Here is a 19,956-nt window from a genome sequence, read left to right as displayed (position 1 = left end):
CAGCACCAGTGTGGCGCTGACGAACAGGCTGAGGTTCGTTGCGCTGGGAATTGCCAAATCCATGATTGTCTTGCCCCATTTTATATTGCACGAACGTTTTATATTGCACGAACAATAGCATTGAGCTGCCTCCAATGCGAGGTCGTCTGCTGCTTTTACGCTTTCACATCGCGCCGATTTCTGGTTCAGGGCTCACCATGAGCCGATATGACCTGACCGACTTGAATGGCGCGTGATTAAGCCGCTGCTACCCAACAGGCCACGGGGCGTGCCGCGCGTCGATGACCGTCGCGTGCTGAACGGTATATTCTGGGTCCTGCGATCTGGCGCGCCGTGGCGTGATCTGCCTGATCGCTGTGGCCCACGCACCACCTGCTACAATCGCTTTGCGCGATGGCGGAAGGCAGGCGTATGGGTCGGATGATGGATGCTATTGCCGCCGCCCATGATGGCGACATCCAGATGATCGACAGCACCTCCGTTCGCGCGCACCGGCTGCGACGGCGAAAAGGGGGATCGAGATCATTGTCTCGGCCGCTCCCGAGGCGGGCTCACGATCAAAATTCAGGCGGTCGTGGACGGGCAAGGCCTTCCGATCCGACAGAGCCTGACCGCGGGGTAAACCATGACAGACAAGCTGCTTGACCATGTTGGAGCTGGAACAATCGTGCTGGCGGACAAGGCCTACGGTGCTGACCGCATCCGGGCATCTCTCCGCGAGAAGGGCGCGTTCACCAATATCCCGCCCAAGGCCAACCGACGGTCGAAACCATATTTCAGCACATGGCTGTGCCGTGAGCGAAACCTCATCGAACGTTTCTTCTCTAAGCTGAAGCACTACCGCGGGGTTGCCACCCGTTACGACAAGATAGCCGAGAACTTTCTCGCGATGATCCAACTTGCCTCGATCCGCCTGTGGCTCCGAGCTTACGAGTCTAAGGCCTAGAAGGTCGGACAATGCGCCCGCCTTCCGTCAGCCTAGAATTCCTGCAGCAGATAGTCGCCGACCTTGGCGGCCTTGGGGTCGAACAGCGTATCCAGCCGGGCGTTGAGAATGTAGGTGCCATCCCCGGCAGCCACGGCGGCTGTTGGCATGGAGAGTTTGCTGGCTACTGCACGGGTGATGGTTGCCGACTGCCAGCCATCGGTGGATGTCAGCTCGACGGTCCGGTTGGCCGCCAGGTTTTGCACCACCAGCAGATGGTCGCCATCGATCAGGCGGATGCCATCGGCGCCGACAAGTGCCTCGGGCAGGTTGACCGGCCTGATATCGGTTGGATCGGTCGTGCTGATCCGAAACAGCTCGCCGCTATTGTACTTGCCGACCAGCAGATAGCCATCCGCGTGCCAGGCAATGCCGTTGAGGTTAAAGCCGTCTCCGCTCATGAAGAGTGGGCTCTGGGCGAAGATCGATGCCTTGCCCTCCGTATCGATCTTGTAGATCAGGGGCGCAAAGCTGTCGGTGATATAGGCGTTGCCGGCCGCATCGAGCGCAATGTCATTGGCAAAATGCGCGCCCTGGCTGAGGCTTCCCAGATCGTAATAGGCCTTGGGCGCGCCGGTGGTGGCGTCATAGGTGGCGACATCAGCCAGCTTTCCCTGCGTCGCTGCCGTAGTGCGCATGCCGGCGCCCGGGTCGGAATTGGTGACCCAGAGTGTGTTGCTGGCATCATCGACCAGCAGGCCAATTGTGGACACCAGACGATCGTCCGAGATGAACGGGGAATACTTGCCCGCCCTGTCGAGCCTGGCGACAAGGCCCTGGGTCACAGAACCCAGCATGAAGATGTCCTGCTTGGCCGAGTAGGTGAAGCTTTCGGGATAGGACTGGTCCGAACTGAAGGCGATATCCTGTGCGAAGGCGGGCGTGGCGAGGGCGAGGATGGCCAGCGCCACACTGGCCAGAAGGTTGCGACGGATCATTTTGCATTCCTTTCGATCATCGATGGCGGTGATCTAGGCTCTGCCCGGACAATGCTGAAACGCCGCTCCCCGATGGGTCCAATCGATCGCTTCGATTGGTCCGCCTCTTGCGGGCAGGCCCGTAATCACCCACGGCGGCCACCCATCAACCCCCTCGATTGCACCAAGACACAACATCGATTTGTGCTGTGTGCTTGCCATGAGCATGGTCCTGACAGGCAGCGACCGCCCATTCGAGCGATAGCGCGGAGCCCGAACAAGGATTGAACCCGATGATGGAATTCTATTTTCACGCCACACCCAATTCGATGAAGGTGGCCGTGCTCCTCCAGGAGCTCGAGCTGCCGTTCACCGTCAAGCCGATCGACATCTTCAAGGGCGAGCAGCACAGTTCGGCCTTCAAGGCGATCAACCCGAATGCCAAGGTCCCCGCTATTGTCGACGGCAAAACCGTGGTGTTCGACTCCCATGCGATCCTGCTCTACCTGGCAGACAGGCATGGTGCATTCTTGCCGGAAGACCGGACGGAATACGCCACCATGCTGTCCTGGCTCATGCTGGTGGCGACGGGCCTGTCGCCATTCTCGGGCCAGGCCATTCACTTCATGCATTATGCGCCCGAGCAGATCCCCTATGCGATCAATCGCTATACCAAGGAAGTCGCGCGGCACTATGCGGTGCTCGACCACCGCCTGGCTCAAACCCGGTACCTGGCAGGCGACAATTACACGATTGCCGACATGGCGCTCTGGGGTTGGGCGGCATCGGCCGGCTACATCTTCGGGGCGGATGGCTTGACCGCCTATCCCAATGTCGAGCGCTTCATGGCCGAAATGGCAGCGCGTCCCGCTGTTCAGCGCGCACTGGAGATGAAGTTGGCCCATGTCTTCAAGGGCGAGCTGGACGACCAGGCGCGCAAGGCTATGTTCCCGCAGAACGATAAACGGGCCGCCTGACCATAGGGCGCATCATTCGGCGTAGTCCGTCAGGCCCTTGATCAGCGCATCCATGACGAGCCGAACGCGCCGGACATGCTGCACGTCCTCGTGGGCAACCACCCATGTCTCAAATGCCATATTGAAAGCGTCGGGCAAGACGTGAACGAGGTCGGGATCGCGGGCTGCCAGTCCGATATGGCAGACGCCGATCCCGATGCCGGCACGGATCGCGGCCAGCTGGCCGAGATCGCTGTCGGTGCGAAAGATGAAGTCCTCGGCCCCGAATGGGAGCCCGCTGGCCCGCAATGTGCGAATGCCCGGCGTCTCGGTTTCAAAACCGATCAGGCCCAGCCGCTTGACGTCTTCGATGGTTTCGGGACGGCCATGGCGATCGAGAAAGCGGCGATGGGCATGAAGCCCAAGCCGGACTGCGCCGATATGCTTGGCCACAAGCGCATCCTGCGCCGGCCGAACCATGCGGATGGCAATGTCGGCCTCGCGGTCCAGCAGGTTTTCACTGCGGTTGCTGAGCCCAAGTTCGAGCACCAGCCCGGGATGGAGCCGGCGCAGCTCGGCCAGCATGGCGGGCAACACTTCCACGCCCACCACCTCGCTTGCCGTGATCCGCACGGTGCCCGCATCAGAGCTGGCCTCGGCCGAGGCGGCGCGCGCAAAGGATTGAGCTGCCTTGGACATGGCCTCCACATGCCCAGCAAGCTCCATGGCAATAGGGGTCGGCAGCAACCCGGCCGGCGAGCGGATGAACAGCACGACACCATGTTCGCGTTCCAGATCCTCAATGCGACGGCGCACTGTGGGCTGGGCGATTTTGAGCGAACGTGCCGCGGCCGAAAGGCTTCCCTCGCGCATCACAGCAAGAAATGCGCGCTGGCGCTCCCAATCTGACGCAGTCTCCGACGGCTTGGTGTTCATACATTTTATACTAGCCGCCTGAAGGTTTATGTCAATTTTGATTGTGCTCGCAGACCGTCATATTCGGCTCACAAGCAAAAGGAGCCCAAAATGATCCTACTCACAGGTGCCAGCGGTTCGGTCGGCTTTGAACTGGCCAAGCTGATGTCGGCGCGAGGCATCGCCGCCAAGGCGATGGTGCGGTCCGAGGCCGCCGCAGGAAAGCTCAAGGGACTGGCCGGTATCGAGCCGGTTGCCGGTGACTTCGACGATCCGGCATCGCTGGATGCGGCGTTGCAGGGCGTGGAGCGCGCGTTTCTCGTCACCAACTCGACCGAACGGGCCGAGATCCAGCAACTGGCCTTCCTAGCCACCGCGAAACGCGCCGGCGTGCGCCACATCGTCAAGCTGTCGCAACTCCATGCCGCGACGGATTCGCCGGTGCGCTTCTTGCGCTATCACGGGGCCGTGGAGCAGGCGATCCGCGCCAGCGGGATCGCTTACACCTTCCTGCGGCCCAACCTGTTCATGCAGGGGCTGCTCGGCTTTGCCGACACCATCGCCAATACGGGTAAGCTGTTCGCCCCTATCGGCGCGTCCAAGATCAGCCTGATCGATATCCGCGATATTGCAGCGGTTGCCTTCGCGGCGCTGAGCACGCCGGGGCACGAGGGGCAAGTCTATGACCTGACCGGGCCGGATGCCCTGACCCATGACGAAATCGCGACCCAGATCGGCGCGGCAATCGGCCAGCCGGTCAGCTTTGTGCAGATTCCGCCCGACACCATGCGACAGGCCGCCATCGATGCAGGTTTCCTCAAGTGGCAGGCCGACGGGCTGATCGAAGATTACGCCCACTATGCCCGGGACGAAGCTAGCGCAGTGAGCCCGGACGGCCCATCGGTGATCGGCCAGCCGGCACGCCCGTTCGCGGCATTTCTCGCCGACTACAAAAGTGTTTTCACCACAAATCAGGGCGCTGAAAAATGAATCGACGCGATATGATAGGCGCTGCGTTGGCGGCAATTCCGCTACTGGGGATGACTGTGATGAGCACTGCACAGCCGACGAACGACAACGAGTTGGCCAGGATCTGGGACAAATGGATCGCCATGTGGAATGGCGATCTGGCCATCTCTGACCAGATCATCGCGCCGAACTACAAGCTGCACATGTCCCCGCTGGGTGGCGAGGATCTGTCGATCTATGCCGGACCGGAGGGCATGGCCGGCTGGATCGGCCAGTTGCACGCCGCCATCGATCCGTTCGTCTTTGAAGTTCAGGTCCAGCCCTTGTTCGGTGATGGCATGATCGCGGGACGCTGGCTGGCGAGCGGCACATACAAGGGCGGGTTCCCCGGCGCCAAGGCCGCGCCTGGCACGGCCATCAGGTTTGCGGGCGCCGATTTCCTGCGCGTCGAGAACGGCAAAGTTCTCGAATATTGGCTGAGTTCGGACCAGCTCGACCTGATTAAGCAACTCGGCGTAATGGGTTGAAGAGTTCTCTTGGTAGAGCTGCGATAACGCGCGATGCTCTGGACTTCATCTCTCGGAGAGGATCGCCTATGCGCCAGGGACCGAAGCCCTCGTCCGGATTGGAGTTCAAATCGATCGACTTCACCACCGGTTCCTCAGTGCTTTGCTGAAGGACTGGAGCGGACCTCTAGAAATCACTATGAAACAATCTAGCCGTGACCTGATAGGTGGTGCGGAACGTAGGGTTCCTCGAGCTTTTCAATCTGCGCAGGGCTGAGAACCAGCTCCAGTGCTCCCAATGCATCTTCGAGGTGCTTGGGCTTCGTTGCGCCGACGATTGGTGCTGTGACGCCTTGTTTATGAAGTAGCCATGCAAGCGCTACTTGCGCCCGCGGCTGATTGAGAGCTTCTGCGATTTCACCCACGCGGTCCACGACAATCCTGTCTGCATCTGCGGCTTTGCTGTAATAATTTGCGCCGACGTTGTCATGAGCGGCACGCTCGGTGGCGGGTTCATCTAACCAAGGTCTCGTCAGTCTTCCCCTCGCGAGAGGCGACCAGGGAATAACCCCGATGCCTTCGGATATGCAGAGAGGCAACATCTCCCGTTCTTCCTCGCGATAGAGGAGATTGAGATGGTTCTGCATGGAAACAAATGGAGCCCAGCCTCTCTCCCGCTGAATGCCAAGCGCCTTCATGAATTGCCAGGCAAACATGGAAGACGCGCCAAGATAGCGGGCTTTTCCGGATTTCACCACGTCATTCAACGCTTCGAGCGTTTCTTCGATCGGCGTGAAATCATCCCAGCGGTGGATCTGCAAAAGATCTATATAGTCTGAGTTCAATCGCTTTAGGCTATTTTCAACCTCGGTAAAAATCGCCTTCCGGGATAGACCGCCTGCATTCACATCAGATGACATCGGATAGAAAATCTTGGTCGCAAGAACGACGGCATCGCGCGAAGCGAAGTCTCGGATTGCCCGCCCCAGTACTTCTTCGCTCGCGCCATCGGAGTAGACATTCGCAGTATCAAACAGGTTGATCCCCGCTTCGATTGCCTTGCGAATGTACACCCTACCTTCTTCTTCATTGAGGACCCAGCTGTGGTTGCCTTTGTTTGGGTCACCGTAGCTCATACACCCAAGACCGATGCGAGAGACCTTAAGGCCGGTTTGCCCCAAGTTGATATACTTCATGTCAAAACCTACTGAACGAACAACGCAGGGTCCATGGAGACCGGCGTCGAGGGGATGAGGGGAGCGAAATCCATCTGATCGAGAATATCGCGACGGATGTCGATGCCTGGCGCAACTTCAGTGAGAACAAGCCCTTGATCCGTGAGCCGGAATACCGCCCGTTCCGTCACCAGGAGCGCCTCATGGCTGAGCTTCAATGCCTGCGAGCCGGAGTATGTGATCTGTTCAACCTTACGAACAAGTTTGCGCACCTGTCCGGGTCGGCGCACGTTTATCTCGCCGTTCTCGATAGCAATGTCCGCTCCCTTGGTATCAAAAGTACCGCAAAAGACGACCTTGCGTGCGTTCTGTGCGATATCCATAAAACCTCCAGGCCCGACCGTCAGGCCACCAAGCTTGGAAACATTGACATCACCCTCCGCATCGATTTCTCCGAAGCCGAGGAATGCGACATCCAGCCCCCCTCCAGAATAGAAATCGAACTGCGACGGCCCGTCGATCATTGCGCTAGCACTGCGGGCGAATCCAAAGTGCAAACCTACCAGCAGCGATCCGCCATAGGTTCCATGTTCGATGGTCTGGTAATAACGGTCGACCTCGCCTCTGCTGGCGATGATCTTGGCCACGCCTTCACCGATGCCGACTCCGAAGTTGATGACTGCGTTATCAGTCAACTCCAGATGTGCTCTTCTGGCGATAACCGCGCGTACCCCCAACTCTTCCACGGCCTCGGTGGGCGTGGGGCCGCGGTATTCACCGGATATAGTGGGGTCATACCCAATCTCGTAGCTCATGCGCTGTTCGGGGTCGACCACCACGGCATCAACGATCGCACCCGGTACCCGAACAGAACGGGCAGGCAAAGTGTTGCGATCTACCGCCGTTCGGACCTGTGCAATCACGATTCCGCCCGAGTTGTGAGCCGCGAGCGCAGCAGCGTACACGTCGATATTGGCCGCTTCCTGGTCAAGAGAGATATTGCCATCCGCGTCCGCGAACGACCCCCGAATGATGGTCACGTCCACCGGAAAGGATTTGTACCAAAGCAACTCCTGACCACCGATATTGACCAGCTCAACCATTTCGTCCTTGGCGGCATCGTTCATTCTACCGCCTTGATGGCGCGGATCTACAAATGTCCCAAGCCCGACGTGAGTAAACAAACCCGGCCGTTTGCCGCCAATTTCACGGTACAGCTGCATGACGCAGCCACTTGGAAGAACATATGCTTCGATCTCATTGTCGCGTGCGAGTTCCTGCATGCGAGGAGACCAGACCCAGTGGCCACCAACTACTTTCTTGACGAGGCCCTTATGCGCGAAATGGTTCATCCCCTCGGATTTCTTGTCACCTATTCCGAGAGCATGGATTACGTTGAGGTTTCTTGGACTGCCGGTTTCCTGAAATTTCCGGGAGATCGCCCTAAATACGTGCGTAGGCTCCATCAGCCCTCCACCGCCACCAATCAACGCAACAGTGCTTCCGTTGCGTATCATATCGACCGCGCTCTCTGCCGACATAAACTTGTTGCGGGTCATCCGACTGCCTCTGGAGCATCGACGTCACGTCTTGGCACCATCAAGCGATGTTCACCCTCCTGCACGACTTCGTCGTTTTGGTTAAGAAGCTGCACTTCAATGAAGAAGATACCCATCGTGGGTTTGCTCCTCGACGTGCGCTTGTCGGCAATCCGGTATCGAACCTGGAGGGTGTCACCAATTCTGATTGGACGCTTAAAATTCCAGGTCCACCCAAGGGCGATGCCGTCTCTGAAAAAAGCCGATTGCACTTTGAGACCGTCAGTGAGGCTCAGTCCCATCAAGCCATGGGCGATCCTTCCGCCAAATTCGGTTGTGCGGGCATAAACCTCGTCCATGTGAACCGGCGAGAAATCGCCGGCGACGCCAGCGTAGCCAAGCACATGCCCTTCCGTGACCGTAACGCGCGGGGTAAGGCGTTCATCGCCAATATCAATATCTTCAAAAAAATTGCCGGGAAGCATCTTTGTCCTCGTGGAGATAGGCGGGCACTATGGCCATGCGCTGCTAGGGCCGTAAAAGAAGACGACCAGTTGTCTGTCGATTTGAAAGGGAGCGATGGGCTTCGGCGATCTGCTCAAGCCCTAATACCTTGTCGATCTGCGGTTCGATCCCAGCGTCAACCATGAAGGCAAGGACCTCCGCCAATTCAGGCGTGGACGCGCTCTGAACGCCATGGAATTCCCATTCTTTCAGCACGAACAGGCCGAGATTGATTTCAATGGGCTTGCCGTGCAATTCGCCGACAACCGCGCATCGTCCACCTGGTGCGAGCCCTCGCAACGTACCTCCAAATGTCGGAGAGCCGACGAGTTCGATCGCCACGTCCGCGCCCCGGCCATCGGTGAGGTCCCGGACCTGTTGTCCAAAATTACCATCTTCGCTAACGATCACATCGGCAGCACCCACCGATTTGAGACTGTCGACTTTCAAAGCATTGCTGGTGATTGCAATTGACCTGGCACCGACCTTTTCGGCGATCTGCAGTGCCGCAATCCCGAGCCCGCCACTGGCACCCGTAACTATCACACTCTCGCCTGCTTTCAGTCGGCACGATCGGAGCAGCGCTTTGTACGGGGGGCCGTAGACACAGGCAGCGAGAGCGGCATGCTCAAGTGGCAGCTGCTTGGGGATGCGGACAAGATTCTCGGCGGGAAGCGCGACAAATTCTGCATAACCACCATCACGCGTCTGTCCAATGTCACCGCCTGATTGTCGACAAAGTGAAGCACGTCCAATCAGACAATAGTGGCATTTCCCACACGCCTGGAAATTGGATGATGCGACGCGGTCTCCAGTGGCAAATCCCGTCACCGCTTCGCCGACCTCGACAACCTTGCCCGCCAGTTCGTGCCCCAACACGCGCGGGAGCGTCAGCCGCGAACGGATGCCCTGGCGCAAAATCAGATCGAGATGACAAACGCCGCAAAACGCCACCTGGACGATCACCTCGTTTGGTTTCGCCGTCGGCTTGGCGACTTCAGTGCAGATCAAGACCTCTGGACCACCGAATTCCTTGAGTAGTACTGCTTTCACGTATCTGGTCCCAATCGCTCTTTCGTCCTTATCGCGAGCTTTCAGTTGTGGAGGATTTGCCCCAGAAACTCGCGGAGTCGCGGGTTGTCAGGACTGTCAAAGAACTCGAGCGGTGGTGTGTCGACGACAATCTCGCCCGCTGTCATGAAGATGACCCGGTCGGCGACGCTTCGCGCAAAACCCATTTCATGAGTAACGCAGAGCATGGTCATTCCCTCATCGGCGAGGGCGACCATGGTATCGAGCACTTCACGCACCATTTCAGGATCAAGCGCGGATGTGGGCTCGTCGAACAGCATGATCTTGGGAGACATGCACAAAGCGCGCGCTATTGCGACGCGCTGCTGCTGGCCGCCCGACAGTTCTGCCGGATACTTGCTCGCCTGTTCCGGAATGTGCACCCGCTCCAGAAACTTCATTGCCGTCTGTGAGGCTTCAGCTTTCGATTTACCGCGCACTCGCATCGGCGCGAGCATGCAGTTTTGCAAGACTGTCAGGTGGGGAAACAGATTAAATTGCTGGAAAACCATACCGACCTCGGCACGGATGGCATCGACATTTCTCGCAACATTCGTCAGCTCGTTGCCGTCGACGACAATACGACCCTTCTGAAAAACATCGAGATGGTTGATGCAGCGGATCAATGTCGACTTTCCGGATCCCGACGGTCCGCAGATCACGACACGTTCCCGCTCTGCAACCTTCAGGTTGACATTCTTGAGCGCATGAAAATCGCCGAACCACTTATTCAGATCCTCGATCGTTATGATCGGCTCCTTACCCACCGCGAAGTGGGAAACGTTATGGTCAGGCTCGAAGCCGGAATCCTTGTCGGTCATCTTGGTACTCGCGTCGGTTTCTCGGTTCAGGGACGGGGACTGTCCACCGCCCCTGATGGAGATCGTTTGGGTGACTATTCCTTGACACTCACGGGAAGGGCATCGGGGCCCTCACCGGTTGCAGGAAGCTTGGCAATTTCGCCACCGATCCATTTTTTGTAGAGCGCAGAGAGTTCGCCGCTCTCGGTCTTGCGGGCAACGAAGTCGCTCAGATAGTCCGCAAATTCGCGGGACTGCGGCCGCACCGCGAAAGCATTGAATGCACGGGCTACCACAAACTGCTGCGTGAACTTTCCTTCGCCGGCCACCTTGGCAATGTTTCCGACCTGAGTGGACGCGCCACCGATAATGTCCACCTGACCCGAAAGAAGCGCCTGGATCGTTGTTGCATCATCGTCGAAGCGCTGGATTGTCGCGCCTGCAGGCTTTGCCTGCGTGACAGAAATGTCCTGCGGTGTGCCACGCGGAACACCAACCCTTAGGCCACTCAGCCCGTCATAGCCCTTAACGTTGAGGTCAGAACGACCAATGAAGACGGTGTCGTTGTTGACATAAGGCCGTGCAAAAAGAACAACTTTCTGCCGATCGGCGAATATCCCCATGACGGCCGCAAGCATATCCACCTGGCCGGTCAACAGGGTCGCCACACGGTTGGATGAGGTCACCGGAGTAAACTGGGCCTCGACGCCCAAATCCTCTGCAACCATCCGGCAAAGTTCAATGTCGAAGCCGGTGAGCTTGCCTGACGGGTCAGTAAATCCCCAAGGCACCTGAGCAACCTGCGACCCGACCTTGAGAACGCCAGCCTGTTTGATTTCCTCCACAGTCTGCGCGACCGCAGCGGGAACACTGGCAAATGCTGAGGCGCTCGCGATCGTAACCGCAGCGGCCCAAAGAGCCAGCTTTCGACTGACCTTGTTCAAATAGACATTAAGCATTCTTTACTCCTCCCATTTAACGGAATTTGCCGTGGTTTAAGCTTTACGATTGTATTTTTTTGCAAGCCGCATGCTGTACATCGACAGTGGAAAGCAGATTGCAAAGTAGAAGATGCCAGCAACTCCGTATGCCAGCAGCGGCTTGTATGTTGTGCTTGCAATGATCTGAGCCGATCGCGAAAGCTCAACGAAGCCAATGATGGCCGCGAGCGACGTTCCTTTGATAAGCTGTACGGAAAAGCCAACAGTCGGTGCTAGCGAAAGACGGAATGCCTGTGGAAAGACAACGTCCCTCATACGGTGGTGATACGATAAGCCGAGTGCTGCCGCCGCTTCCGTTTGGCCGCGAGGAACGGCTTGGATACCACCCCGCCATATTTCCCCGAGATAAGCACTGGCGTGGAGTGTCAGACCAATCGTCACAGCCGTCCACGGATTGACGGGGAATCCAAGAACCGGGAGGCCATAATACGCCAGGAAAAGCTGGAGAAGCATCGGCGTACCTTGAAAGAAATCGATATACGCCGAGCTGAGACGCTCGAGCAGCTTGATGCCTGAGGTTCTTGCCAGCGCGACCAGCAGGCCAAAGAATCCCCCCATGCCAAAGGCTATTGCCGATAGTATCAGAGTGGCTTTAACGCCAGAGAGGATAACGAGAACGGCATTGTAGTCGAAGCTCTGAATCACAGATGCCTCCCGTTACTTTGTCGGATACGAGAAGTATATTCTCGTAATCATCTTGAATAATGCGGAGAATCCGTAGGACATTATAAAATAGAGGATAGTTATCACGATATATATTTCGAAACTTCTGAAAGTCAGCGTATCGATTGATTGCGCAACGGAAGTGAGTTCCTCAGCCGAGATGGACGATGCGATGCTTGTCGTCAGAAGCGCCAGAATGAACTGCCCCGACAGTGCGGGGAAAATGATGCGCAGTGCCGGTTTGAGCACGATGAACCTGAATACCTGCGGCCCCGACAGGCCAAGCGCTTTGCCTGCCTCAATCTGCCCGCGCGGAATTGCGTCCACGCCAGACCTGATGATCTCGGACGCGAACGCTCCACAATTCAGCGTTAGCGCCAGAACAGCGGCCGGCCAGGCAGCAAGACTGAGGCCGAGTGCCGGCAGTCCAAAGAATATGAAGAGCACTTGAAGCAGGAAAGGAGTGTTCCTGATCAGCTCGACATACGTGCTCGCCACCCATCTCAATGGAGCAATCGAACTGTCCCGCAGGATCGCGGCCCCCAAGCCGACGACAAATCCAAGCGAGACCGATAACGCGGCTAGCGACAATGTCATCAGGCAGCCGGCCAGCAAATCGCGCCAGTAGGGAACCAAAGCAAGAAAATCGAACTGGTATGTCATGGCACTACCGCACCTTCAGAGTCGCCCGCGGCACTGGCAGGGGCCCCGAAAAACTTTCTGTACAGCTCGATCTGAGTGTCCAGCATTGGGGCTCCTCTATGGACCGCCAGTCCCAAGGCGGAAGCTGCCTTGAGCAATTTGGTTTCGGCCGGCTTCATTATGACATCTGCGACAAGACATTCCGGACCGAGGTTTTTCGGATCGAATGGCAGAGGATCGGCTGGAGATAGCCCAAGCGGGGTTGCGTTGATCGCCAGATCGACATTGTCCTGGGTCGTCCCCAGAGTACCAAATGTGACCTCACAACCGGATACTTGCAGACGCTTTGCCAACACCATTGATCGATCAGGATCGATATCCGATATCATTATCGATCTGATGGGAGCACGACTAAGTGCGGCGGCAATGGAAGCACCAGCGCCCCCTGCACCCACAAGCATTACCCGTCTGTTGGTTACATCGTAGCCATTGGAAGCGAGCCCCTCGACGAACCCCTGGCCATCGAAGTTTTCAGCAAACCAAGTCCCGTCGGACTCACGGCGAAAAGCGTTCGCGCAGCCCGCAAGCATTGCCATTTCCGACAAGGTGTCAGCCTGCTCACAAGCCGCGAACTTGTGAGGAATGGTGACGAGTATGCCGTGCAGGTTCTTCCACGACTTTAGCGCATTCATGGTTTGGCCAAAATCCCGGGCCGCGACGTGGACGGGTATCATCACAGCATCGAAGCTGCTGGCCGCAAAGAGGTTGTTCATCAACTCCGGCGCGCGCACTTGGGCCACCGGATCTCCAACCACCGCAAAGACCTTGGTTTTGCCAGAGATAGGCGCAGTCGCGTCGTCTTCATGCGAAGAAGCTTGTCGCAGCATGACTCCTCCCTGAGCCCGTTTGATGCCCCAACGTTGTTATTTGGAACATGTTCCAAATACGTATATGTTCCTGCGATGTCAACACTTGAGTTTTCGTTCCAGCTGGTACATTGTTCCATAATTGCCGAGGAGAGGTGTACCCGCCATGTCCAGCCGCGATCGAGCGTTGTCGATTATCGAACTCTTGGCTCGAAACGCCGACGGCTTGCATCTTTCTGACATCGCCGAGCGTTTGGGATTACCTCGCAGCGGAACTCATCGGCTCCTCAACGACCTCCGGGAGAACGGATATGTCCGGCAGGAACATGAGCGCGGCATCTACACTCTCACTGTGAAGCTGGCGTCTTTAAGCCTGGTCCACCAAGTGGGTACAGGCATGGTCGACCTGGTCTTGCCTATCCTGGACAGCATTGCAGAGCAGACCGGTGAACTCGCCATGCTGTCCGTCATCGAGGGGGAGCGCCTGATGCGAGTAGCCAAGGCACGCGGGGCACGGAGGGGTCTCTTGTACAACCCCGAAGAAGAGCCTGAAGTTTACCTGGCCGCCACGTCCAACGGCTATGCTTATCTGTCATGCCTCGATGATGAGAAGGCAATCGAACTCATCGCGAAACAAGGTCCGCTAAGGGGCGGCTATGGGTCCAACGCGCCCCGCTCTATCAAAGAGGTCATGACCTACGTCCACGAAGCCCGTGAACGCGGGTATTCTATTATCCACGACGTCTTTGAAGCAGGGACCTCGGCCATCGCGGCGCCAATCCGCCTGCCAAAATCGGAACATGTAGTAGGTACTATCAGCGTGGCCGGACCATCTGTGCGAATGACGCGCGATAGGCTTGAGGTCATGGCTCCATTGATCATCTCAGCCGCAGATGACGTCGGACGCGCCGCAACGCGCTCCGGAATGTTCGAGGGACATAGATATTCAACGACTGGCGGGTCCGCCCCCCTTCCCGCTTCCAGCCGTTGGGCGTCGATGATTGGCTGAGTTGGCGTCGCGTTCCATTGTGCAGTCCAGAATTATCTTTCGCTGTCGTGAACTATGTGGGCTTCGGAGGTCGTGGCGGTATTGTGCGTGCGGGTCTAACCGTATTGAGTTGCAGTGGCCGAAATGATTGAAATGAGCTTGTTGGAATGACGCCCGTAGCTCGCTGACCGGGCCGGTCTGCCCTTGGCGATCTGATGCGCCTGGACAGAGTTTTATTGGGACTGCAAAGCTGCAGTACGACCGGAGAACCTTGGATCCCTCCGGCCGTTGGAGCCGTGACGACTTGCTAGAAGTTTCCGGTTCGCCGCGTCAATCTGACTATCTTCAACGATCTCGGGCGCATTCACACCTGGCCTACTGGGAGGCCGATTGTGCTGCCTGGTCGATCGTGTCAGCCACGACCTTCGGCTGCGTCATGAAGAGCGCGTGGCTTGCAGAGACCTTCGTGACTTTAGCGCCTATGCGCTCCGCCATGTGCAGTAGCATAGCCTGGTCGAACGCCTTGTCCTCGGTGGCGATAACAGCCCAGCTCGGCTTCGACCGCCACGCCGCATTCTTCAGCTTCGTTCCAAAGGCCGACATGTTGATCGGGACCTGCGAGTCCCTCATGAAGACCACGTCCGTTTCGCCGACGTCATGGGCAAAGCCGGATTTGAAGTTTTCCGGCTTCACGTAGCCGAAACCGTCATCTGTCGTCTCGAGCACGAACTCGGTAGCAGGAGCAAACCCTTCATACTGCTGGGCAGTTGTTTCACCGGCGTCTGGCGAGAGCGCCGAGACGTAGACAAGACTGGTGACCTTCGGGTCCACACCTGCTTCGGTGATGACCGTCCCACCCCAGGAATGCCCAACGAGAACGGTTGGACCATCCTGCCGGTCAAGAGCACGCTTGGTTGCCGCCACATCGTCCTCGAGCGAGGTCAGCGGGTTCTGAACGATCGCGACGCGATAGCCACGCTGGGTGAGTTCGTCATAGACTCCGCGCCAGCCGGAACCGTCGGCGAACGCTCCGTGCACCAGCACGACATTCTTGACGGCCTGAGTGTCGGGGATGCGATCGGCTGCGTGGGACGTGATATTTGACGCGAGGCCTGCCGTCAGTGCGGTTGCTGCCAGGAGGCTTTTCGTAGCGGTATTCATTGGATTTTCCTTTCCAGTTTTCGGGAGATGAGGGATCTTGGTTGGTCAGGCCCTGAGGACTGCACCTCTGACCGCTCGCGTACGCCCTCACCAAAAAACGCACGCAGAAGGGTTCACGCCGCGGTGCCGGGCGCAGATCGAAAAGGCTGATGACGAGTTGGAATGCCTATGGGAACATAGGCGGATATTCGTTGCTGCCGGGACCCGCATCGCGCCCTGTCGTGAATGGCTGGTCTTTCAGCAGCCTGTTCACGGGATTGGCGCCATCGTCCTTGTAGTAGGAACTGTATCCATTGATTGCCGGCACGCCGCCGAGGTGTGCGTAGAGCACCCTCGAGCCCTCTGGGAAGAACCCTTTCCGGGTCAGGTCGATCAAACCTTGCATCGACTTGCCCTCGTAAACCGGGTCTGTGATCATCGCCTCGGTCCGGGCGGCAAGGCGGATTGCGTCGTTGGTCGCCTCGGACGGAATGCCGTAGGCTGGATAAGCGTAGTCAGGGTTGATCACGATCTCTCCGTCACGGACTGAACGGCCGAGTCCAACGAGGGTGGCGGTGTCGTCGACAATACGGCGGACCTGCGAGCGGGTCTGTTCGAGCGTGCCGGAGGCGTCAATTCCGATAACCCTGTCAGCGCGATCTTGTGCTGCAAAGCCGACAATCATGCCTGCCTGGGTAGAGCCGGTAACAACACAGACAATGACGTAGTCAAACGCGAAACCCAGCTCCTCTTCCTGTCGCGCCACCTCTTCGGCGAAGCCCACATAGCCGAGCCCGCCGTATTTATGGACCGAAGCACCGGCCGGAATGGGATAGGGCTTCCCGCCAGCTTCCTTCACCGACTGGATCGCGTCTTCCCAGCTCTTACGAATTCCGATGTCGAAGCCATGGTCCACGAGCCGGCTGTCAGCGCCCATCAGACGCGTCATGAGGATGTTGCCGACTCGGTCATACACCGCGTCATGATGCGGAACCCATTTCTCCTGGATCACGACGCATTTCATGCCGATCTTCGCAGCCGTTGCTGCCACCATGCGGGTATGGTTCGACTGGACGCCGCCGATCGAGACCAATGTATCCGCGCCCGACGCGATGGCATCTGGGATGATGTATTCGAGCTTTCTGAGCTTGTTGCCACCCATGGCCAGACCCGAGTTGCAGTCATCGCGCTTGGCATAGATTTGAACCTTGTTTCCAAGCGCTGCGCTCAGCCGCGGCAAATGCTCGATCGGGGTGGCCCCAAACGTCAGCGGATAGCGTTCGAACTTCTCGAGTAGCGACATTCTTATGCCCTCACCTGTCACTTTCACTAACTAAAATGTATGCGAAACGTAGTGAAAGGTGCTCTCTATTTTGATTGGAAATTCTGCAAATATCGATATGCTTGAAGTAATACTGATATATTCCGATAAAGTTTTGAGGAATTAATGGAAGAATCTTCCACACCTACTCTCGACCGCACCGACATCAAGCTTCTCCGCGCCTTGCAGGCCGATGGCAGGCTCACCAATGCGGAGTTGGCGAACCGTGTGAACGTCAGTGCCGCGACCTGCCACCGTCGTACGCAACGCCTATTTGATGAAGGACACATCACCGGGGTGCGTGCCGAGGTAGCGCCCTTGGCAGTCGGACTTGGTACATTGGTGATGGTCGGCGTCGTGCTGGATCGCTCGACGCCCGAAAGCTTCGGCGCATTCGAAGACGCAGTCCATAAAATGAAGGAAGTCCTGGACTGCAACCTCGTGGCTGGCGACTTCGACTATCTTCTGAAGATCCGTGTGCGCGACATGGCGGACTTCAATAAGCTCCATGGACACAAGCTGATTGCCCTTCCGGGCGTCCGCCAGACCCGAACCTTCTTCGTCATGAAGGAGGTCAAGGAGAACGCGCGCCTTCCCTTCTGAATCTCACCTTTGCGGTTACCCTAAACCGTCGGGATCGTGCCGCCATCAATGACGAACTCGGATCCTGTGATGCTGCCGGCGCGGTCAGAGGAGAGGAAAGCGATTAGGTTCGCAACCTCCTCAGGTGTCGAGGGCCTGCCGAGTGGGATACCACCGAGCGACTGCATGATAATGCGCTTGCCCGCTTCGGCATCGCCGCCGTGTTCCTTGCCCAACCGCTCTGCAAGGTGCACCGAGGACTCTGTAGCAATCCAGCCTGGCGAAACCCGGGCAACGCGTACGCCTTTCGGCGAGACCTCCTTCGACAGGCTCTTGCTATAGCTGGAAAGCGCGGCCTTCGCCGCCGCATAGGCTGTTGTGGCCTCCGGCAATGGAAGGACGCCCTGTATCGACGTCACATGGATCACGACACCGCTCCCGCGTACCACCATCTCAGGCACGAAGTGGCGATCCAGCCGCACTGCGGGCATTAGGTTCATTCCGAGTTCTCTGTTCCATTCGGCGTCACTGAGAGCCATGAAGCCTCCTGCCGGAGCCGACGAACCGCCAAGCATATGTACGATGATGTCCACGCCTCCCATCCGTGCGCGAACCCCATCGGCGAGGGCTGAACACCCTTCAGGCGTTGTCAGGTCGGCGGCTACAAAGATTGCTTCGCTAAGACCGCCAGGATTGGAGCGCGCACTGGTGACGATTTGGGCACCTAGTTCTCGGAACAACGCAACGGTCGCTGCTCCGGCACCACGTGTGCCCGAAGTGATCAGGGCACGTTTGCCTTCAAGAGTGAGGAACGGGATCACAGGACGATCTCCAATTCCGCGATTTGTTCGCCGTTGAGGATAAAGAAGTACCTCAGATCCACAGGGCTACCGGGGAAGTCACCGACAACGTGACTTGTGACAACGATCCGAAAGCCTTCGGAGCCGAGCATTAACGGCTCTACGGTGTATGTGTACTTCTTCGAAGCACCGGCCTTCCATCGCCGGATCGAGTCCTGCCCGACATAGGCGTGGCCTTCGTCCCTGACGATGGCGCCGTAGATGAAGCACCGGGCGACAGCTTCGGCATCCCGGTCTTTGTCTGCCTCAAAGTAGTCCGCTATGGGCTTGGGTAGCTTGATTCTCATGTCTATCTCCTGCCGGTTGTCGACGTTCAGAGGTTGGTTCGTTTTATTCCCCTCTTGTCGGCAAATTTAGCGATGGACACATGGTTCGATAATCGGGATAAGTGGGGATGTGTTGATACGAAAATCGCAACAATGCCACGACATAGTCTGACCGATATCGACGCTGTTCTTGCCATTGCCCGCAAAGGGTCGTTCCGTGCTGCTGCGCTCGAACTGGGGCTCTCAACAACGGCGATCAGCAACGCGATAGGCAAGATCGAGCGACGGCTCGGCATCCGCCTGTTCAACCGGACGACCCGAAGTGTCTCGCTGACCGATGCCGGCCGCAACTTTGTCGACCAGGTCGCGCCAGCCATGGATGACATCTACCGGGCGATAGACAGCGCCATGTCGCAGCAAAAAACGCCGTCAGGAACCCTGCGCATCAACGCGTTCGCGATGGCCGCCCGCGAAGCCCTCTCCCCTCTCGTCCTCAGGTTCCTCAGGCAGTACCCCCAGGTGCATGTCGACGTGGTCACCGAAGGCCGCATCATCGATATCGTCGCCGCGGGGTTCGACATGGGCATACGAAGTGCGGATCTTATCCCGAGCGACATGATCGCCGTTCCGTTTGGGCACGCGCAAAGCTACGCTGTGGTGGCTTCGCCAATGTATCTTAAACAAAGTGAAAAACCCAACATCCCTCCCGACCTTCTTTCCCTTTCCTGTATTCGGGTGAGGCTTCCGAATGGCGCGCTCTTTCGCTGGCCATTCGAGAAGGACGGCCACTCGGTTCAGATCGATGTCAAAGGACCTATCACGCTCGACGAAGCGAGCCTGACAAGGATTGCCGCTTTGGACGGAGTGGGGATCGGTTTAGTCTGGGAAGCGGACGTGCGTGAAGACATAGCGTCGGGCAGCCTGGTGCGCCTGCTACAGGACTGGACGCCAGCTCTATCCCCACTGTGCCTTTATTATCCGGGCCGGCGGAACCCCTCAGCGGCGTTCAAGGCCTTTATCGAGATGGCACGAGCCTCAGCACGCGAGTAGGTACAAGCGCTTTAATAGCGCTGAGATCGGGGTGTCCGGGATATTACTTTTGGGGCTGTCCTAGGAGATTTGTTCTCTTAGGATGGCATGATGCGGTTAAAGCACTCGAAACTCACGATAATTCAGACCAATCGGCTGTGTGAGCACTTCGTTGCCGGAACGCCGGCCCGGACAGCGGCTGAATTGATTGGCGTCAACAAGAACACAGCGTGGCTGGCCCCGAGGGCAGGCTTTGGAACGA

At 57.7% G+C, this 19,956-nt stretch carries 21 protein-coding genes and 2 pseudogenes; 8 read left to right on the top strand and 15 right to left on the bottom strand.

Going from position 1 to position 19,956, the window contains the following annotated elements:
* The first annotated feature begins 197 nt into the window (after positions 1 to 197).
* Positions 198 to 946, top strand: a pseudogene (locus WBQ96_RS09725) (IS5 family transposase).
* Positions 947 to 978: 32 nt separating this feature from the next.
* Here the strand turns inward: WBQ96_RS09725 and WBQ96_RS09720 are convergent.
* Positions 979 to 1,923: a gluconolaconase gene (locus tag WBQ96_RS09720; protein WP_165119976.1), complete on the bottom strand. Its 945-nt coding sequence runs from the start codon at positions 1,921 to 1,923 to the stop codon at positions 979 to 981.
* Between the two features lie 272 nt (positions 1,924 to 2,195).
* On the opposite strand from WBQ96_RS09720, the gene WBQ96_RS09715 reads away from it, so the two are divergent.
* The gene (locus tag WBQ96_RS09715) at positions 2,196 to 2,879 is read left to right on the top strand and encodes a glutathione S-transferase family protein (RefSeq protein ID WP_336549513.1); all 684 of its coding nucleotides are present in this window, start codon (positions 2,196 to 2,198) and stop codon (positions 2,877 to 2,879) included.
* Positions 2,880 to 2,891: 12 nt separating this feature from the next.
* Here the strand turns inward: WBQ96_RS09715 and WBQ96_RS09710 are convergent, their stop codons facing one another.
* Positions 2,892 to 3,794 (bottom strand): LysR family transcriptional regulator, encoded by a 903-nt coding sequence (locus WBQ96_RS09710; RefSeq protein WP_336549511.1) that lies wholly within the window; start codon positions 3,792 to 3,794, stop codon positions 2,892 to 2,894.
* Between the two features lie 90 nt (positions 3,795 to 3,884).
* On the opposite strand from WBQ96_RS09710, the gene WBQ96_RS09705 reads away from it, so the two are divergent.
* Both WBQ96_RS09705 and WBQ96_RS09700 read left to right on the top strand, forming a co-directional pair.
* Positions 3,885 to 4,763: an SDR family oxidoreductase gene (locus WBQ96_RS09705; RefSeq protein WP_336549509.1), complete on the top strand. Its 879-nt coding sequence runs from the start codon at positions 3,885 to 3,887 to the stop codon at positions 4,761 to 4,763.
* Between the two features lie 59 nt (positions 4,764 to 4,822).
* The gene (locus WBQ96_RS09700) at positions 4,823 to 5,269 is read left to right on the top strand and encodes an ester cyclase (protein WP_336549506.1); all 447 of its coding nucleotides are present in this window, start codon (positions 4,823 to 4,825) and stop codon (positions 5,267 to 5,269) included.
* Positions 5,270 to 5,457: 188 nt separating this feature from the next.
* Here the strand turns inward: WBQ96_RS09700 and WBQ96_RS09695 are convergent, their stop codons facing one another.
* The 9 genes from WBQ96_RS09695 to WBQ96_RS09655 form a co-directional block, all read right to left on the bottom strand.
* A complete protein-coding gene (locus WBQ96_RS09695) occupies positions 5,458 to 6,444 on the bottom strand; it encodes an aldo/keto reductase (protein WP_336549504.1) in 987 nt (328 codons plus the stop codon).
* Positions 6,445 to 6,452: 8 nt separating this feature from the next.
* Entirely contained in the window at positions 6,453 to 7,982 is a 1,530-nt protein-coding gene (locus WBQ96_RS09690) for an acyl CoA:acetate/3-ketoacid CoA transferase (RefSeq protein WP_165119981.1), read from the bottom strand.
* Complete coding sequence (locus WBQ96_RS09685; protein WP_165119982.1) at positions 7,979 to 8,446, bottom strand: MaoC family dehydratase; 468 nt, start codon at positions 8,444 to 8,446, stop codon at positions 7,979 to 7,981. The genes WBQ96_RS09690 and WBQ96_RS09685 overlap by 4 nt, the downstream gene beginning before the upstream one ends.
* A gap of 43 nt (positions 8,447 to 8,489) precedes the next feature.
* Positions 8,490 to 9,518, bottom strand: a complete 1,029-nt coding sequence (locus WBQ96_RS09680) for an alcohol dehydrogenase catalytic domain-containing protein (protein ID WP_336549500.1) — start codon at positions 9,516 to 9,518, stop codon at positions 8,490 to 8,492.
* Positions 9,519 to 9,559: 41 nt separating this feature from the next.
* Positions 9,560 to 10,357: an amino acid ABC transporter ATP-binding protein gene (locus tag WBQ96_RS09675; protein WP_336549499.1), complete on the bottom strand. Its 798-nt coding sequence runs from the start codon at positions 10,355 to 10,357 to the stop codon at positions 9,560 to 9,562.
* Positions 10,358 to 10,431: 74 nt separating this feature from the next.
* Entirely contained in the window at positions 10,432 to 11,295 is an 864-nt protein-coding gene (locus WBQ96_RS09670) for a transporter substrate-binding domain-containing protein (protein ID WP_165119985.1), read from the bottom strand.
* A gap of 36 nt (positions 11,296 to 11,331) precedes the next feature.
* A complete protein-coding gene (locus WBQ96_RS09665; protein WP_336549541.1) occupies positions 11,332 to 11,979 on the bottom strand; it encodes an amino acid ABC transporter permease in 648 nt (215 codons plus the stop codon).
* Between the two features lie 15 nt (positions 11,980 to 11,994).
* Positions 11,995 to 12,663, bottom strand: coding sequence for an amino acid ABC transporter permease (locus WBQ96_RS09660; protein ID WP_165119986.1), 669 nt, complete (start codon positions 12,661 to 12,663; stop codon positions 11,995 to 11,997).
* Positions 12,660 to 13,529 (bottom strand): shikimate dehydrogenase family protein, encoded by an 870-nt coding sequence (locus WBQ96_RS09655; protein ID WP_336549495.1) that lies wholly within the window; start codon positions 13,527 to 13,529, stop codon positions 12,660 to 12,662. Before WBQ96_RS09655 ends, WBQ96_RS09660 begins: the two co-directional genes overlap by 4 nt.
* A 145-nt stretch (positions 13,530 to 13,674) precedes the next feature.
* Between WBQ96_RS09655 and WBQ96_RS09650 the strand changes: the two genes are divergently transcribed.
* The gene (locus WBQ96_RS09650; RefSeq protein WP_336549493.1) at positions 13,675 to 14,517 is read left to right on the top strand and encodes an IclR family transcriptional regulator; all 843 of its coding nucleotides are present in this window, start codon (positions 13,675 to 13,677) and stop codon (positions 14,515 to 14,517) included.
* Positions 14,518 to 14,871: 354 nt separating this feature from the next.
* On the opposite strand, the gene WBQ96_RS09645 is transcribed toward WBQ96_RS09650, so the two are convergent.
* On the bottom strand, positions 14,872 to 15,657 hold the full coding sequence (locus WBQ96_RS09645) for an alpha/beta fold hydrolase (RefSeq protein ID WP_165119989.1): 786 nt from the start codon (positions 15,655 to 15,657) through the stop codon (positions 14,872 to 14,874).
* A gap of 166 nt (positions 15,658 to 15,823) precedes the next feature.
* Positions 15,824 to 16,939: a 1-aminocyclopropane-1-carboxylate deaminase gene (locus tag WBQ96_RS09640; protein WP_246245845.1), complete on the bottom strand. Its 1,116-nt coding sequence runs from the start codon at positions 16,937 to 16,939 to the stop codon at positions 15,824 to 15,826.
* 144 nt (positions 16,940 to 17,083) lie between these two features.
* On the opposite strand from WBQ96_RS09640, the gene WBQ96_RS09635 reads away from it, so the two are divergent.
* Positions 17,084 to 17,560 carry an Lrp/AsnC family transcriptional regulator gene (locus tag WBQ96_RS09635; protein ID WP_165119990.1) on the top strand — a complete coding sequence of 159 codons (477 nt, stop codon included), beginning with the start codon at positions 17,084 to 17,086 and terminating at the stop codon, positions 17,558 to 17,560.
* Positions 17,561 to 17,580: 20 nt separating this feature from the next.
* On the opposite strand, the gene WBQ96_RS09630 is transcribed toward WBQ96_RS09635, so the two are convergent.
* The gene (locus WBQ96_RS09630) at positions 17,581 to 18,360 is read right to left on the bottom strand and encodes an SDR family oxidoreductase (protein ID WP_165119991.1); all 780 of its coding nucleotides are present in this window, start codon (positions 18,358 to 18,360) and stop codon (positions 17,581 to 17,583) included.
* On the bottom strand, positions 18,357 to 18,686 hold the full coding sequence (locus tag WBQ96_RS09625) for a nuclear transport factor 2 family protein (RefSeq protein ID WP_336549488.1): 330 nt from the start codon (positions 18,684 to 18,686) through the stop codon (positions 18,357 to 18,359). The genes WBQ96_RS09630 and WBQ96_RS09625 overlap by 4 nt, the downstream gene beginning before the upstream one ends.
* Before the next feature lie 72 nt (positions 18,687 to 18,758).
* Here WBQ96_RS09625 and WBQ96_RS09620 point away from each other — a divergent pair, with 72 nt between their 5' ends.
* On the top strand, positions 18,759 to 19,715 hold the full coding sequence (locus tag WBQ96_RS09620; protein WP_376767733.1) for a LysR family transcriptional regulator: 957 nt from the start codon (positions 18,759 to 18,761) through the stop codon (positions 19,713 to 19,715).
* Between the two features lie 90 nt (positions 19,716 to 19,805).
* Positions 19,806 to 19,925: pseudogene (locus WBQ96_RS09615) on the top strand (IS1595 family transposase); the annotation flags it as partial.
* Between the last annotated feature and the right edge of the window lie 31 nt (positions 19,926 to 19,956).

The organism is Mesorhizobium sp. CCNWLY176 (assembly GCF_037153935.1).
Classification (GTDB): domain Bacteria; phylum Pseudomonadota; class Alphaproteobacteria; order Rhizobiales; family Rhizobiaceae; genus Mesorhizobium_M; species Mesorhizobium_M zhangyense.
Note: the sequence above shows the minus strand (reverse complement) of the source record. Positions and strands in the feature narration are given on the sequence as shown.